This is a genomic window from Nonomuraea sp. NPDC052116 (assembly GCF_040680035.1).
Taxonomy (GTDB): Bacteria; Actinomycetota; Actinomycetes; order Streptosporangiales; family Streptosporangiaceae; genus Nonomuraea; species Nonomuraea angiospora_A.
In genome coordinates, this window is sequence record NZ_JBFAWA010000029.1 from 101,356 (window position 1) to 117,005 (window position 15,650).

Annotated in this window: 11 protein-coding genes; 5 read left to right on the forward strand and 6 right to left on the reverse strand. The window is 71.7% G+C overall.

Annotated elements, in window-relative coordinates:
- Positions 1 to 80: 80 nt before the first annotated feature.
- From AB0L65_RS42815 to AB0L65_RS42835, 5 genes are read right to left on the reverse strand one after another with little or no spacing between them, the layout of a single operon-like run.
- A complete protein-coding gene (locus AB0L65_RS42815; protein ID WP_364258260.1) occupies positions 81 to 2,852 on the reverse strand; it encodes a discoidin domain-containing protein in 2,772 nt (923 codons plus the stop codon).
- Positions 2,849 to 4,141, reverse strand: coding sequence for a Gfo/Idh/MocA family oxidoreductase (locus tag AB0L65_RS42820; protein WP_364258263.1), 1,293 nt, complete (start codon positions 4,139 to 4,141; stop codon positions 2,849 to 2,851). The genes AB0L65_RS42815 and AB0L65_RS42820 overlap by 4 nt, the downstream gene beginning before the upstream one ends.
- Positions 4,142 to 4,146: 5 nt before the next feature.
- Positions 4,147 to 4,962 (reverse strand): carbohydrate ABC transporter permease, encoded by an 816-nt coding sequence (locus AB0L65_RS42825; protein WP_364258266.1) that lies wholly within the window; start codon positions 4,960 to 4,962, stop codon positions 4,147 to 4,149.
- The gene (locus AB0L65_RS42830; RefSeq protein ID WP_364258269.1) at positions 4,959 to 5,858 is read right to left on the reverse strand and encodes a sugar ABC transporter permease; all 900 of its coding nucleotides are present in this window, start codon (positions 5,856 to 5,858) and stop codon (positions 4,959 to 4,961) included. The genes AB0L65_RS42825 and AB0L65_RS42830 overlap by 4 nt, the downstream gene beginning before the upstream one ends.
- The gene (locus tag AB0L65_RS42835; protein ID WP_364258272.1) at positions 5,859 to 7,139 is read right to left on the reverse strand and encodes an extracellular solute-binding protein; all 1,281 of its coding nucleotides are present in this window, start codon (positions 7,137 to 7,139) and stop codon (positions 5,859 to 5,861) included. It lies immediately after the preceding gene.
- Positions 7,140 to 7,242: 103 nt separating this feature from the next.
- On the opposite strand from AB0L65_RS42835, the gene AB0L65_RS42840 reads away from it, so the two are divergent.
- The 3 genes from AB0L65_RS42840 (at position 7,243) to AB0L65_RS42850 (ending at position 10,832) form a co-directional block, all read left to right on the forward strand.
- A complete protein-coding gene (locus AB0L65_RS42840) occupies positions 7,243 to 8,373 on the forward strand; it encodes an ROK family protein (protein WP_364258275.1) in 1,131 nt (376 codons plus the stop codon).
- 151 nt (positions 8,374 to 8,524) lie between these two features.
- Complete coding sequence (locus AB0L65_RS42845; RefSeq protein ID WP_364258278.1) at positions 8,525 to 9,637, forward strand: ABC transporter substrate-binding protein; 1,113 nt, start codon at positions 8,525 to 8,527, stop codon at positions 9,635 to 9,637.
- 52 nt (positions 9,638 to 9,689) lie between these two features.
- Entirely contained in the window at positions 9,690 to 10,832 is a 1,143-nt protein-coding gene (locus AB0L65_RS42850) for an FAD-dependent oxidoreductase (protein ID WP_364258281.1), read from the forward strand.
- Between the two features lie 98 nt (positions 10,833 to 10,930).
- Here the strand turns inward: AB0L65_RS42850 and AB0L65_RS42855 are convergent, their stop codons facing one another.
- Positions 10,931 to 12,136 (reverse strand): erythromycin esterase family protein, encoded by a 1,206-nt coding sequence (locus AB0L65_RS42855; RefSeq protein ID WP_364258283.1) that lies wholly within the window; start codon positions 12,134 to 12,136, stop codon positions 10,931 to 10,933.
- A gap of 42 nt (positions 12,137 to 12,178) precedes the next feature.
- Between AB0L65_RS42855 and AB0L65_RS42860 the strand changes: the two genes are divergently transcribed.
- Together AB0L65_RS42860 and rph are read left to right on the forward strand one after the other, a co-directional pair.
- Entirely contained in the window at positions 12,179 to 12,931 is a 753-nt protein-coding gene (locus AB0L65_RS42860) for a TioE family transcriptional regulator (RefSeq protein WP_364258286.1), read from the forward strand.
- A 31-nt stretch (positions 12,932 to 12,962) separates the two neighbouring features.
- Positions 12,963 to 15,617: a rifamycin-inactivating phosphotransferase gene (gene rph, locus AB0L65_RS42865; protein ID WP_364258289.1), complete on the forward strand. Its 2,655-nt coding sequence runs from the start codon at positions 12,963 to 12,965 to the stop codon at positions 15,615 to 15,617.
- The last annotated feature ends 33 nt before the right edge of the window (positions 15,618 to 15,650 follow it).

The window sequence follows — 15,650 nt, forward strand, 5'->3', positions numbered from 1 at the left end:
CGCGGGGCCAGGGTGTCTTGGACGAATGTTCCGTCGCGGGAGACGTCGCGGGCCCGCGAACGGGCCCGCGCCGGGCGTGGTCAGCGGGCGGAGGCCGTATAGGTGTGGCCCGGCCGGGTGTCGAAGGCGAAGGTCGTCTCGCCGGTGTTCGCGGCGCGGCCCAAGGTGAGCGGCACGGGCCGGTGCGTGGCGGCGTCCACCACGACCGGGCGGCCCGAGCGCCACGGGGTCGCCAGGGTCGCCCGTCCGCCCTTCTCGCTGGTCAGCGTGATGGACGAGACCTCGCGCCCGGCCCGCCGCTCGGCGGAGAGCAGGAACGCGCCCTTGGCGCGCAGCCGTACGAACCTGCCGTCACGGCCGGCGGGCCAGTCCGGGAAGACCCGGATCACGTCCTCGAACGTCTGCAGGAACATCGAGTTCACGGTTTCGAGCGAGCCCGAGGTCTCCAGGCCGCCGCCCGACTGCGCCACGGTCAGGTTCGGCCGCCACAACAGCTTGATCACGGCCGTGAACCTGCCGATGAGGTCCTCGGGATCCCAGCCCGCGCGGGCCGCGATGGTGAACGTCTTCGGGAACCCGTTGATGGAGGAACCGCGCGATCCCGGCAGGAACGGATCCACCCACTCCAGGGTGTTCCGGACCTTCCGCAGCTGTTCCGGGTCGCCGCCGATGGCCAGGTTGTCGCTCGGGTGGACGACGCCCTCCAGGTTGATGGGCTGGTCGTTCTTGTTGAGCAGCGCGTTGCCCTTGATCGGGTTCTCGATCTTGGTGGCGAGCAGGATGACGTCCAGGCCGTCCATGGTCGCCGTCGGGTACGGCGCCAGGTCGTCCAGGTAGCCCTGCCAGACCGGCCGCAGCTCCGCGTCCACCCCGAGCACCCGGCTGTACTCGATCAGCGCGGTCAGCGTCCGCCGGATGTAGCCGAGGTCGTAGGTCGAGTCGACGTCGTCGCCGCCCTCGTTCACGGCGCTGTTCAGGACGTGGTACCTGCCGTCGTCGCCCTTGACCACGTAATCCATCCAGAACTCACCCAGTTCCTTCAGGAACGGGTAGGCCGTGGTGCGCAGGAACTCCTCGTCCCGGGTGTACTCCCAGTTCCACAGGAACGGGATGGCGGCGAACGTGCCGTTGGTCTTCTGGTCGGCGAGCTTCTTCGGCGACTTGGGGCCGGTCACCGGGACCTCGGCGGGGGCGGGACGGGTCTGGTTGTACGGGTAGATGGTCCGGCTGAAGGTCAGCCCCTTGTACCCGGCGGCATGCGTGGTGTTCCGCTGGTAGGGAAGCTCGGCCACCACCGTCTTGTAGTAGGGGGCCGCCAGCTCGGGCCGGTTGGCGGAGTAGACGCCGTAGAACGGGGCCTGGGTGTTGTAGTTCAGCCAGTAGCGGTTGGAGCCGCCGGTCTGGTCGATGGTGCGCCACGGCGAATAGGTGCCGGGCAGGAACGAGCCCGCGCGGCTGGCGGCGCCCATCGCGTACAGGGCGCCGTAGTAGTACTTGTTGAGGGTCGGGTCGCCGGTGTCGACGTACGACTTCAGCCAGAACCGCTTCCACCACTCGCGATGCGCGGACCGGGCCCGGTCGAGGTCTCGGCCGTCGAGGCCGTGCACCCGGTCCACCGCCTCGGTGACGAAGTCGTTCAGCGGCGTGGGGTTGGCGTAGCCGCCGTTGCCGTGCAGCGTGGTGACCAGCCGCACGGGCCGGCCGGGGGCCAGCTCGAAGGCGAGACGGGCGAGGTTGCCCGACGGCGTGCTCGCGGTGACCGGGGTGCGCGAGCCGATGACCCTGGCCGACGCGGCCGCCTTGGACACCCAGCCGCTCTCGCCGTCCGCGCCGGTCGTGCGGGTGATCCACACCTGACCGTCGCCGGCGACGCCCGTCGTGCCGGCGGGCACGGTCAGGTCGACCTGGAGCGGCAGCGGCTGTGCGCCGTCGGGGATCGACAACTCGGTGACCAGCAGGTTCTCGCCGTCAGCGGTCCAGGTGCGGGTGCTCAGCACCCGGCCGTCAACCGTCTGGGAGCCGCGGACCTCCCCGTTGAGGATGTCCTGCCGCTGGCGGTAGGCCGGGTCGTCGCCGAGCGCGCCGGTGAGGACGTTCCTCTGGCCCTCGAACAACTGCAGGTCGCGGACGAAGGCCTTCTGGTTCGGGTCGGCGGGGTCGCGCACCGCACCCGTGACCAGCAGGCGCACGTGGCGGGCGGTGAAGGCGGGCACGGTCCGGTCGGTCAGCTCGGCCGTGTTGCCCGTGACCGTGTCCACGTCGGTCCAGGTGACGCCGTCGTCGCTCTTCTGCAGGGCGAAGCTCCGGGTGTTGAGCGCCTGGAAGTTGGCGGCCCTGCCCTGGTAGCCGTTGTGCCTGACCACCCAGCGGTCGACCGTCTTCACCTCGCCCAGGTCGACGGTGACCCATTGCGGGTCGGACGCGCTCGCGCCGGTCCGCGACACCCAGCGGGTCTCGGGGTCTCCGTCGATCACGCAGGCGGCGGTGCACTCGAGGGTGTCCTTGGCGGCGGGGGTGGCCGCGGCGTGCGCGGGGCCGATGGAGATCGTGCCGAACGGCAGCTGCCCGTTGCCGCTGTGCCAGAAGTCGGACTTGGACAGGTAGTACGTCTGCCGCTGGTCGCGGGCGTCGGACGTGACGTGCAGGTCGCCGTTGCCCAGGAGCAGGCCGGCGGTGTAGCGGGCGGTCTGCACGGCGTTGAGGGCCGGGGGAGCGGTGTAGGCGTCGTCGATGGCCGACAGGAGTTTGCGGATGTCCTGCCACTCCGACGCGCCGGCCTGGGCGGGCGCCGGGGTGAGGCCGACCACCGAGGTGGTCAGCACGGCGAGGGCGAGCAGGGCGCGGTGCCTCATAGGGGGTGCTCTCCGTTCAAGAGGGTTTGTACGGTCGCGGTACGGCGGGCCCGTTCGGCGGCGAAGACCACGCGGTGGCTGTCGACGCTCTCCTGGATCCCGGACAGGATCAGCTCGGGCCGCCCCTCGTGCAGGGCGGTGACGAACGACTCGATCAGGGCGGCGTCGCCGCCGGCGTGACCTTCCGCCGCGCTGGAGCCGTCCAGCGAGGTGTCGATGATCGTCGTTTCTTCCGACAAAAAGTCATAAATGCGGATAAAGCGGCCGTCGCCGGTCAGCTGGCCCGCGGTGCCGAACAGCTTGGTGTGCCGGTTCTCCAGCGGCGTGAACGCGGTCATCGTGAACGACGCGGTGACCCCGCCCTCGTACTCGATGGTCACCACCTGGTGGTCCACCACGTCGTTGTCGCTGGCGTACACGCAGCGCCCGTAGGGGCCCTCGGCCAGCGCCGCGGTGACCGCCTCCTCGGTGAGCGGGCCGCCGGTCATGACCCGGGTGAAGTACTGCTTGGTGCCGCCGTCGCGCAGCCCGTCGCGGTAGAGCCGCACGGCCGAGTACGGGCACTCCGGCTCGATCGGGCACTCCAGGCACCGGTCGGCGGCGCCCGGAGGCCGCCGTTCGGCGCGGAAGTGGCGCAGCCCGCCGAAGGAGGACACGCGCTCGGCCCTGCGCCCCACGACGTGGCCCAGCCAGTCGATGTCGTGACACGACTTGGCCAGCAGCGCGAACGTGGCCTCGTCCGCGCGCCGCCAGTTGCCGCGGACGAACGAGTGCGCGAAGTGGTACCACCCGACCGGCTCCAGGTGCTCCACGCTCACGACGTCGCCGATCCGGGGGAGCACCTCGCGGAACCTGCGCGTGTAGGGGGTGTAGCGCATGACGTGGCAGATCGCGATCAGGGCGCCGGTACGGGCGGCCGCCTCGCCGATGGCCACCGTGTCCGCCTCGGTGGGGGCGATGGGCTTCTCCAGCAGGATGTCGTAGCCCTGCTCGGCGAAGACCTCGGCCGGCGCCAGGTGATCGGCGTCCAGCGTGGCCACGATCACCGCGTCGGCGATCCTGCCGAGGCCGGCCAGCTCCTTCCAGTCGCGGAAGACCCGCTCGGGCGGGAGCGCGTGGCGTACCGCGAACTCCTGCCGGGCGGCCGCGCGCGGCTCCGCCACCGCCACGACCCGCGCCCGGTCCGGCCGGCGCGCGGCCAGCTCGGCGTAGGCCGTGCCGCGCGCGCCCGCGCCCACCACCGCCAGGGTGATCGGCCGGTCGAGGGCCTCCCCGATGTGGTCCCTCAAATTGATCATCCTTTGATCGCTCCCCCGGTGAGTCCCTTGACGAAGTGCTTCTGCAGTGCGAAGTAGAAGATGAGGATGGGCAGGGCCGACAGCACCATCAGGCCGAACATGTCGCCGTAGTCCCGCTGGAACTGGCCGAGCGCGCGGTAGACGCCCACGGTCACGGTGGTGCCGCCGGCCGGGCCGAGGATGATGAGCGGGTTGAGGAAGTCGTTCCAGATCCACACGCCCAGGAAGATCAGCACGCTGGCCGTGGCCGGGCGCAGCAGCGGGAAGACCACCCGCCAGAACGTGCCGAACGGGCCCGCCCCGTCGATCGAGGCGGCCTGCTCCAGCTCGACCGGGATGGCCCGGATGAAACCGGAGAAGACGAACACCCCGAACGGCACGTAGTAACCGACGTTGAACAGCACCAGCCCGCTGATCGTGCCCATCAGGCCGGTCAGGTTGAGCACCTGCGTGACCGGCACCAGGATCACCTGCGGCGGGATCATCAGCCCGGCCAGCAGCACCAGCAGCGTGATCCGCGCGAAGCGCGACGGGGTGCGGCAGATGTAGTGGCCCAGCATGGCCGACACGACCGTGAGGATCACGATCGACAGCAGGGTCACGGAGACGCTGTTGATCAGCCCGTTCCAGAACAGGTGGTCGGGGCGCGTCAGCGCCTGCGTGAGGTTGTCCAGCGTCGGCGGGATCGGCGGCGCCGCCGGGGAGGCGGTGATGTCCGGCCCGTGCTTGAAGACGTTGGCCACGACCAGGTAGAGCGGCAGGAAGAACGCGCCGGCCACCACGATCGAGACCAGCGGGCGCAGCCACTTCACAGGTCCACCTCCCTGCGGTTGAGCAGGCGCAGCGCGACGGCGGAGACCGTCGCGACGATCACGAGCATGAGGATCGCCATCGCCGAGGACTCGCCCGTGCGGTTGGCGGTGAAGCCGACCTGGATGACGTTGAAGGCCACGGTCGCCGTGGTGCCCAGCCCCGGACCGCCCGCCGTCAGCACCTGGATGTGGTCGTACGCCTTGAACCCGGTGATCAGCAGCATCACCGTGTTCGTGGTCAGCGCGGGCGCCAGGAGCGGCCAGGTGACCTTGCGGAAGCGGGTCCAGGAGCCCGCGCCGTCGATCGCCGCCGCCTCGTGCAGCGACTGGGGCACGCCCTGCAGCGCGGCCAGGTAGACCACCGAGCAGAAGCCGAGCATCTGCCAGCTGATGATGAAGCCGATGGAGTACAGCGCCAGGTCGGGGTCCGACAGCCAGCCGACGCGTATCCCGAGCAGCCGGTTGATCAGGCCCTCGTCCTGCAGCATGGCCATCCACACCACGCTCACCACCACCGAGCTCAGCACGACGGGGACGAAGAAGACGCTGCGCAGCGCCCGGTAGAGCCAGCCCGCGCGGTCGAGCAGCACGGCCACGCCGACGCCGGCCACGTTGGGCACGATCACGATGATCAGCGTCAGGATCGTGGTGACCTTCAACGAGGTCAGGAAGGACGGGTCGGCCAGCAAGCGCAGGTAGTTGTCCGGCCCGACGAAGCGCGTCCGCGTGGCGAACAGGCTGGCATCGGTGAGGCTGTAGCCGAAGCTGAGCAGGATCGGCGCGAGCACGAAGCAGGCGTAGACCAGCACGCCCGGGGCGACGAAGCTCAGCAGGTACGTCAGCCGCTGCAAGGGGACGGCCGCGGTGCGCGCGGCGGCCCGCTTGTCGAGGAACATCTACCGGCCGCCCGCCTTGACCCATTCCGCGTCCAGCGCCTTCGCCGCCGCGGCGCCGTCGGTCTTGCCCGCGATGATCTCCTGGGCCAGCGCGAACACCTTGTCGCCCACACCCGGCAGCAGGGAGTCGTCGCCGGTCTCGACCGTGAAGGCGTTGACCGCCTTGCCCGCCTTGAACACCTCGAGCGTGGCGTTGTAGACCGGGCCCATCGGCGGCGGCCGATAGCCGTTGATCGCGATGATGGCCGCGTCGCTCTGGACGAGCACGTCGTTGTTGGCGGCGTCCTGATTGAACTCCAGCGCGAACGTCCTGGCCGCCTCGAGGTTCCTGGATCGGGCGTTCACGATGGGGCCGCCGCCCGTGTACGAGGGCACCACCACCTGGCCGTCGTCGGTGGGCCAGGCGAAGACGCCGATCTCGAAGGGCGGCTTCCCTGCGTCGGCCCCTGCGTCGGCTGCGGCGGCGAACCAGGACCCCATCGGGTACATCGCGCCCTTGCCGTCCAGGAACGCCTTCTCGGTCGACGGGTAGTCGCGCGACAGCCCGGCCTTGTCGACGTACCCCTTCCCGACCAGGTCGGCGAACTTCTGGGTCGCCTTGACGAAGGCCGGGTCGCCGAACCTGACCTGCCCGGCGCGCCGCTTGACGAGGAAGTCCGGTTGCCGGGCGTAGACGTCGGCACCGACGAGCGCGATCCAGATGTAGCCGGCCGCGAACGCGTCCTTGCCGCCGCCGCCCACCACGAACGGGTTGATTCCCTTGGCCTTGAGCCTGGCCGAGACGTCGAGCAGCTCCGCGTAGGTCTTCGGCGGCGCGTCGACGCCGGCCTCGGCGAAGAGCTTCTTGTTGTAGTAGACCAGCGGGGTCGGCTGGGAGTTGTAGGGGAGCTGGTAGATCTTGCCGCCCAGCGGGTTGGAGCGCGGGTGGGCGTAGTTCTTCAGCTCCTCCTTGCTCCAGGCGTACAGGTTGCCGCTCTCCGCGAGCCCGCTGGGCGCGATGGCCTGCATGACGTCGGGCAGCTGACCCGAGGCGAGCAGTTGCTTGGCGTACGCGTTGCGCTCGCCCGCGCTCGGCGCCACGAGCTTCTTCACCGCGATGTCGGGGTGCTTGTCGGTGACGCGCTTGATGGCCGCGTCCCAGTACTCCGGCGTCAGGTTGGGCGTCTCGAACACCAGGAAGGAGATCTCCTTCTTGCCGTTCGCCACTGGCTGCTGTGACCCCGCCGGCGCGCACGCGGCGAGTGTCAGGGCAGCGGTGGCCAGCACGATGGCCTTGTTCACCTGGGGTCCTCTCTAGGGGGTGGCCGACCGGCGGCACCGCGCCGCGGGTGGGTCTTATTTTTAGTAGTTCCTCAAATAATTCGCAATGCCCTACCATCGGATCGTGACCTTGACCGGACAGGATCCGGCGCTCCTGCGCCGCCTCAACGCCGCCGCCGTGCTGCGCACGCTGCACGCCGCGGACGAGCTGACCCTGACGCAGCTCGTGAAGACCACCTCCATCTCCCGGGCGACCGTCGAGGACGTCATCGCCGGGCTCGACGAACTCGTCGAGGAGGTCGGCATCAAGGTCGGGGATCCGCGCCCGGTCGGCCGGCCGGCCAAGCGCTACCGCTTCCGCGCGGACGCCGGCCACGTCGTCGGCCTCGACATCGGCCCGCACAAGGTCCTGGCGCTCACCGCCGACCTCAAGGGGCGCATCGTCGACCGCAGGCGCACGGTCGTCACCCCCGAGACCGGCACCGCCGACAGGATCGCGGCGGCCAGGTCGGTGGTGCGCAGGACGCTCCGCGCGGTCGGCGTCGAGCCCGGCCAGGTACGCGCGCTGGGGGTGGCCACGACGGGCGTGGTCGACCCCGCCGACGGCCGGATACTGATCAGCGACCGGCTGTCCGGCTGGGCGGGCGTCGACCTGCCCGCCGCGCTCGACGGCCTCGCGGACGGCCCGGTCCTGGTGGGCAACGACACCAACCTGGCCGCGCTGGCCGAGCACTGGTGCGGCGCCGCCGTCGGCGCGAAGGACGTGATCTGCCTGCTGGCCGGGCGCAGCGTCGCGGCGGGCCTGCTCATCGGCGGCAAGCTGCACGCGGGCCGCAACGGCGCGGCGGGGGAGATCGGCGTCATGCGCGCCTTCGGGTGGTACACCGCGTTCGACCGATTCCTCGCCTACGGCGGGGACGCCCCCTCCGGGGAGGCGGCCAAGCGGGTGTTCGAGGCCGTGCGGGAGGGCGACGCGGAGGCCGCGGCCATCGTCCGCGCCTTCGCCCGCGACCTCGCCAAGGGCGTCGGCGCCGCCGTGCTCACGATGGACCCGGAACTGGTCGTCCTGGGCGGCGGCCTGTCGGGCGCGGGCGAACTGCTGGCCGCGCCCCTGCGCGAGGAACTCGCCGAGCTCTGCCTGTTCCCCGTCCGTGTGGAGAGCTCGGAGCTGGGCGGCGAGTCCGTCGCGCTCGGGGCGGTACGGCTGGCGCTCGACCACGCCGAGCACGCGATGTTCGGCGTGGGCCCCGCATGACCAGCGGCCCACCGCCGTCCGGTTCGTGCCACTGACCGACCGGCTCCTACATGGGCGCCAAGGCCGACATCGGCCTGTGACCGTGTGAACGCCGCCACCAGCCGCCCGGGCATACTGCAACCGAAGATCACCACGCGGGAGACGCCGACGCATGAATACGCCACCATCGCCACCTGGAGCGGAGCGGGCCGGCGGATCACCCGTCCAGATCGGCGCTCTCGTTCCGCTGACCCGGCCGGGCTGGGTCGAGGCGGGCCGGCACCTGCTCGCCGGACTAGAGCTGGCCGTTCGCGAGGTCAACGACGCCGGCGGGATCGCCGGAAGCCCACTCGAGCTGGTGGTCCGAGACACCGCGGCTGATCCGCGGAAGGCCGCGGCGGCCGTGGACGAACTGGCGCGCCTGGGCGTGGCCGCCTTGGCGGGGGAGTATCACAGCGTCGTCGCGCGCGCCGCCGCCGCCCGGGCCGACGCCCTCGGCCTGCCGTTCCTCTGCTCGTCGGCGGTTCTCGACACGCTCACCGAACAGCCGACGCGATGGGTCGCGCGCCTGGCCCCGGCGCAGTCCCACGGCTGGCGGATCTACGCGGACTTCCTCCTCGGCGCGGGCCACAGCCGCATCGCCGTAGCAGCCGACCCGAGCGTCTACTGGGCATCCGGGACCCGCATCCTGCGGGACCACCTCGCTCCACGCGGCGGCACCGTCATCGAACTCGACATGCGCGCGCTCACCCCCGCGGCCGTGTGCGACGAACTCGCCGGCAATCGCGCGACAGCCCTCCTCCTTCTGGTCGGCCACCCGGAGCCGGCAGTGCCGATCGTCAAGTCCGTCCGCCGCGACCGGCGCCTCGCCGGGATCATGATCGGTGCTCCGGCCGGGCAACCGGAGTTCGCCGAATGGGCGAGGTCGCTGGGCGACGACGGCGCCGCGATCCCGTTCTTGCGCTACCTGCCCGAGCGTCTCGGCCCCCTCGGTACGCGGGTCGAGACGGCCCTGCGCGAGCGGCTGGCCGAAGCGCCCTCCTTCGTCGCCTTCGAGGGCTACGACACGATCACGGTCCTGGCCGAGGTGCTGCGTTCGCACGGCGCGGACCGGGCGCGCACCGCCGAATCCTGGCCGCGCGTCGCAGTCGAAGGCACCCGCGGGCAGATCCGGTTCTCCCGCACGCCGGGCATCAGCGTCTGGCAATGGGCCTGGACGCCGGTCCAGGTCGTCGATCGAGATCCGGCGGAACCCGATCGCTTTCGGGTCCTGCGCGCCGGCTGAGAGAGCACGGACGGTCACTATTGACCTCTAAGCGGAAGCGGAAGGAGTCAGCGTGCGAGTCGTCGTCATCGGTGCGGGGGTGGTCGGAGCGGCGGTCGCGGCGGGACTCACCCGGCGCGGCGCGCAGGTCACCGTCCTGGAGGCGCGTACTCCGGGATCCGGCACGACCTCCACGTCCCTGGCGTGGGTCAACGCCAACGACAAGACGCCCAAGGAGTACTTCGACCTCAACCACGCCGCCGTCCGGGCGCACCACCGGCTCCCCGGCGACTGGTTCTTCCCCACGGGCAACCTCGAGTGCGCGACCTCCGACGAGCACAAGGAACGCCTGGAGGCCCGCGTACAGCGGCTGGCCGGCATGGGCTACCCCGTCGAGCGGATCACCGCCGCCCGCGCCTTGACCCTGGAGCCCGACCTGGTGCCCCCGCCTCCCGGCGCCGAGTACGTGTTCTTCCCCGAGGAGGCGCACGTGCACCCGCTGCGGCTGCTCGGGAGCCTGCTCGGCGAGGCCCGCGACGCCGGGGCCGCGCTGGCGTGCGGGGCCGAGGTGACCGCGATCGAGACCTCGTCATCGGGCGTCACGGTGACGGCGGCCGACGGGCGGGCCTTCGACGGCGACGTGGTGGTCACCTGCGCCGGGCGCTGGACGCAGGGGGTGGCGGCGCTGGCCGGGGCCGAGGTGCCCATGCTCGACCCGGCCGTGTCCGGCGCGGTCACCAACGGTTTCCTCGTCACCACGACCCCGGTGCCCGCCCGCCTGTCCCGCGTGCTCCACTCCGACGGGCTCAACCTGCGGCCGGATGGCGGCGGGCGGCTGCTGCTGCAGTCGCTGCCGCTGGACGGGCGGGCGGACCCGGCCGTCCCGGTGCCCGGCGACGTCCAGGACTCGATCCTGGCCCTGATGGCGCGCGTGTTGCGGGCCGTGGACGGGGCCATGGTGGAGCGGGCGGTGGTCGGCCGGCGGGCGATGCCGGGGGACGGGCTCACGGTGGCGGGCTTCGCGGACGCGGAGCGGCGCGTGTACACGGTGGCCACGCACAGCGGGGTCACGCTGGCGCCGCTGCTCATGGGGGAGGTGGCGGGGGAGGTGTACGGCGAGGAGTCGCCGATGCTGGCGCCGTTCCGGCCGGCCCGCTTCGCCGATGGCACCGCCGGGCCCGCCCCTGCCCCGGCACGGCGGCCGGGGGAGCAGTGACTCCCCGCCGTATTTCGGCTGAGGTCCTTTCGGGAGAAAGGGTGCGTGGCTGGGGTCCCTTGGGAGCAGGCGCATGGGTGGGCCCCGGAGGGGCGGGGTTACCCGGTCGGTGGGATGTTCTTGAGGAAGAGGATGCCGTCGGTCGTGTGCACCTGGCCGGGGTCCAGGGCGAAGTAGCCGGAGCTCGTGTCGGTCTGGGGAGTCAGCTCGATGCCCTCCAGCGCCCCGGCCAGGCGTTCGGAGGCGATGAGGTAACCGTCGTGCGGCAGGGCGGCGTGCAGGACGCCTTCCAGGGTGTCCGGAGGGGTCGCCGCGCCGCCCGAGGTCGAGGCGATGAAGGCGTACGCGTCGCCCAGTTGCGCCGCGACGATCGAGCCGGCGCTCCACCACTCCAGCAGCAGGTCGCCGCCCTGCCAGCCCGCCGTCTGCCAGACGCTCCTGTCTCGCTGGAGGTGCCGGTTGTGGGCGTGGACCAGCGCCGGGCCGTAGCGGGGTGCGAGGGCCAGGAGGTTCTCGGCCATCATCGTGTCCCGCAACCCCATGAGGCGCATGACCCGGGCCGGCGACGTGTCCGCCATCCCCGCGTGGTAGCGGAGCAGGCCCGTGGCCGTACGCCCGAACAGGCAGGCCCGCCACCACGCCTCCCGCGAGGTCGCGGCGATCAGGCGCGGTGACTCCGCCGTGAGCAGGGCCACGAGGTCGTCCGCCATGAGGCGCAGCTCGACGGCGTCGGGCGAGCGGCCGACGGACCGCGCGGGGTCCATGGTGGCGTCGGGGTTCGTCCACCGGGAGTCGGCGCCGAGCAGCCGGTCGACGGTGTCGAAGGACGGCACGTCGAGGTGGGCGGCGAGATAGCCGTGCAGCCCGGCGAGGGCCGGACGGGGGCTGCCGGGCCCGGCCAGCTCGAGCGGCCCGTCGAAGCCGAAGAACCGGATCCGCTCGGCCGCGGGCCGGTGCCGGTTGTGCTCCCGCATCCAGCTCACGAGCTCCCGGTCGGCGGCCGAGCCGCCGAACCCGTGACTGAAGCCGCGCCGCATGACGTCGTCGAGCGTCCCCACGCCCTCCGTGACGTACGCGTCCACGACCAGCGCCGCGAGGCAGTCGCTCTCGATCGCGATCGACCGATGGCCCTCGTGCTCCACGAGGTGGCGGAAGACCTCGTTGCGCTGCCGGAGGAACGCCTCCTCGCCGTGCGTGGGCTCGCCGAGGCCGAGCAGGCGCGGCGGAGCCGGGAACGATCTGAGCAGCTTCGTGATCGCGGCGCCTTCGAAGGGCCAGCCGGAGTGAAGGATCGCGGATTCCATGCCTTCAACCGTATCGTTGAACCTTCTGTGTAAACTTTGCCCATGCCCCGCGAGCGACTCCGGCCCGTGGATCTGGCGCGCGAGCACGGCCTGTCCACGCAGGCGATCCGCAACTACGAAGAGGCGGGCATCCTCCCGCCGGCCGCGCGCACTCCCCACGGCTACCGCACCTATACCCCCGTCCACCGGGAGGCCCTGCGCGCCTTCCTCACCCTGATCCCCGGCCACGGCCACCAGACGGCCACCTCGATCATGCGGGAGGTGAACGGAGGCGCGGTCGAGGAGGCCCTGCGGCTCGTCGACGAGAGCCACGCGCAGCTGCTCGACGACCGCCGGACGCTGCAGGCCGTGGAGCGGGCGCTGCGCGACCTGACGGCGGAGGAGAGGCCCGGAGTGCCGGCGCCGGTGGAGCGGCCCGGGCCCGGTGGCGTCACCTTCATCGGCCCGCTGGCCAGGAGGCTCGGCATCAGGCCCGCGACGCTGCGCAAGTGGGAGCGCGCCGGGCTGGTCAATCCGCGCCGTGACCCTCAAACCGGTTACCGCGTCTACACGGCCGCCGACGTGCGCGACGCCCGGCTGGCCCACCAGCTCAGACGCGGCGGCTACCTGCTGGAGCAGATCGCCCCGCTGCTCGCCCAGGTGCGCTCCGCCGGGGGGATCGCGCCCCTGGAGGCGACCCTGCGGGACTGGCAGACCCGGCTGACGGCCCGCGGTCGCGCCATGCTGACCGGCGCCGCCGGGCTCGACGCGTACCTGAGCCACCCCGGGGGTCCCGCCGCGGTCGCGGAGGATTAAGATACAGGTCAGCTCTGTATCCTAATTGGCCATGACAGGCAGACGGGAACACGCCATGGGTGCCTACGTGCTCGGCTTCCACGACATCGACAAGACGCTTCTCCCCCTGGTCGGCGGCAAGGGGGCCAACCTCGGCGAGCTGTCCGCCGTCGAGGGGGTGCGGGTGCCGCCGGGCTTCTGCGTCACCACCGAGGCCTACCGCGCGGTCGTCGAGTCGGACGCGACGATCGCCGCGCTGATCGACGGGCTCTCCGGGCTGCGCGCGGACGACCGTGCCGGGATCGCCGAGGCGTCCGCCCGCCTCCGGGAGGCCGTCGAGACGCTGCCCGTACCGGCCGAGATCGAGGACGACATCCTGCGCCGCCTCGGGGAGCTCGGCGACGTGCCCTGCGCGGTGCGCTCCAGCGCCACCGCCGAGGACCTGCCGTCCAGCTCGTTCGCCGGGCAGCAGGACACCTACCTGAACGTCAGGGGAGCCCCGGCGGTGCTCGCGAGCGTGCGGCGCTGCTGGGCGTCGCTGTTCACCGACCGGGCGGTGGCGTACCGGATCAAGAGCGGCTTCGAGCACCGCGCGGTGCGCGTGTCGGTGGTCGTGCAGCAGATGGTCTTCCCCGAGGCGGCGGGCATCATGTTCACCGCCGACCCGGTGACGTGCAACCGGAAGGTGGTCTCGATCGACGCCGGGTTCGGCCTCGGGGAGGCGTTCGTGTCGGGCGTGGCGAACGCCGACAACTACCGCGTACGCGCGGGCGAGATCACCGCGCGCAACGTCGTCACCCAGGACATCGAGCTGCGCCCCTCCCCGGACGGCGGCACGGAGGAGCGGGAGATCGAGCCCGCCCGCCGGCACGTGCAGACCCTGAGCGACGAGCAGATCCTCCGCCTCGAACGCCTCGGCCGCCGCATCGAGAGCCACTTCGGCCGCCCGCAGGACATCGAGTGGGGCCTGGCCGGCGGCGAGTTCCAGATCCTGCAGAGCCGCCCGATCACCACCCTCTACCCGGTGCCCGGGACGGCCGACGGCAAGAACCACGTCTTCATGTCGTACGGCCACCGCCAGATGATGACCGACGCCTTCAAGCCCCTGGGCCTGTCGCTGTTCGCGCTCCTGCACGACCGGCTGGGCCGCTCGGCGGGAACGGTGTCCGGCAGCCGGTTCTACAAGGACGTCTCGCCCGAACTGTCCTCGTCGTGGGCGCGCGCGGTCACGCTCAAGAGCCTCGGCCAGGTGGACGTCCTCATGGCCAACGCCCTGCGCCAGGTCCTGACCAGGAAGGACTTCGTGCGCGACCTGGCCCACGGCAAGACCTCGATGCTGGACTTCGGCGAGGGCGGGCTGCTGCCGATGGCCCGCCAATATCTGAAGATGTCCGGCAAGGACGACACCGAGGCCGTGCCCGAGCTGATCGCCGAGAACGAGCGGACGGTCGAGGAGCTGCGCCGCGGCATCGCGGGCAAGTCTGGGGACGAGCTGTTCGCGTACATCCTGGACGACCACGACGTGCTGGCCCGGCTCACCTTCGACCCGCGCAGCGTGGCGGCGGCCTTCGTCGGCATCCAGGCGGTGAACTGGGTCAACAAGCGCATGAAGGCCTGGCTCGGCGTGCAGAACGCCGCCGACGCCATCGCCCAGTCCGCCGACCACAACGTGGTGGCCGCCATGGGCCTCGACCTGCTGGCCGTCGCGGACGCCGTCCGCCCGTACCCGGCGGTGGTCGAGCACCTCGAACGCGCCGGCCGGGACACGCTCCTCATCGGGCTCGACGGCCTGGAGGGCGGTCCCGAGGCCCGCCGCGCCCTTGAGGGCTACCTGCGCACGTACGGGATGCACTGCTCGGGCGACATCGACATCACCCGGACCCGGTGGAGCGAGGACCCCACCCAGCTCGTCCCGCTCCTGCTGAGCAACGTCCGCAACTTCGCGCCCGGCGAGCGCGCCCGCAAGGTCGAACGCGGCCGCGCCGAGGCCGAGAGCACCATCGCCGGCCTGCTGGAACGCCTCAGGGCGCTGCCGGGCGGCGAGCGGAAGGCGAAGAAGGCGGCCCGGCAGATGAGCCTCATCCGCCACTTCATCGGCTACCGCGAGTACTCCAAGCACGCCCTGCTCCAGCGCTACGAGCTGTACAAGCGGGCGCTGCTGGCCGAGGCCGCCGAGCTCGTCGCCCGCGGGGTGATCAGGGACCCGCAGGACGTGTACTTCCTGTCGCTGGAGGAGTTCAGGGAGGTCGTGCGGACCGGGAGGATCGACCCCGCGCTCATCGACGAGCGGCGGGAGGCGTTCGAGGAGGACCGGAAGCTGACGCCGCCGCGCGTCATCACCTCCGAGGGTGAGGTGATCTCCGGCGAGTACGACACCGGCGCCCTGCCCGAAGGCGCGCTGGCGGGCATCGCCGTGTCGTCGGGCGTCGTCGAGGGGCGCGCCCGCATCGTGCTGAGCATGGACGAGGCGGACGTCGAGGAGGGTGACATCCTCGTCACCGTCTACACCGACCCGAGCTGGTCGCCGCTGTTCGTCTCGGTCAAGGGTGTCGTGATGGAGGTCGGCGGGGTGATGACCCACGGCGCCGTGGTCGCCAGGGAGTACGGCCTGCCCGCGGTCGTCGGCGTGGAGAACGCCACCCGGCGCATCGAGGACGGCCGGCTCATCCGCGTCAACGGTACCGAGGGGTACGTCGAACTCCTCTGACCCTGGTGCGGCCGCGTCACCGGCGCGGCCGCA

What these genes read in the sequence shown, in the direction of transcription:
- AB0L65_RS42815 (WP_364258260.1), bottom strand. Translation starts at nt 2,852, where the DNA reads ATGAGGCACCGCGCCCTGCTCGCCCTCGCCGTGCTGACCACCTCGGTG.
- AB0L65_RS42830 (WP_364258269.1), bottom strand. Translation starts at nt 5,858, where the DNA reads ATGTTCCTCGACAAGCGGGCCGCCGCGCGCACCGCGGCCGTCCCCTTG.
- AB0L65_RS42845 (WP_364258278.1), top strand. Translation starts at nt 8,525, where the DNA reads ATGAATACGCCACCATCGCCACCTGGAGCGGAGCGGGCCGGCGGATCA.
- AB0L65_RS42855 (WP_364258283.1), bottom strand. Translation starts at nt 12,136, where the DNA reads ATGGAATCCGCGATCCTTCACTCCGGCTGGCCCTTCGAAGGCGCCGCG.
- AB0L65_RS42860 (WP_364258286.1), top strand. Translation starts at nt 12,179, where the DNA reads ATGCCCCGCGAGCGACTCCGGCCCGTGGATCTGGCGCGCGAGCACGGC.
- rph (WP_364258289.1), top strand. Translation starts at nt 12,963, where the DNA reads ATGACAGGCAGACGGGAACACGCCATGGGTGCCTACGTGCTCGGCTTC.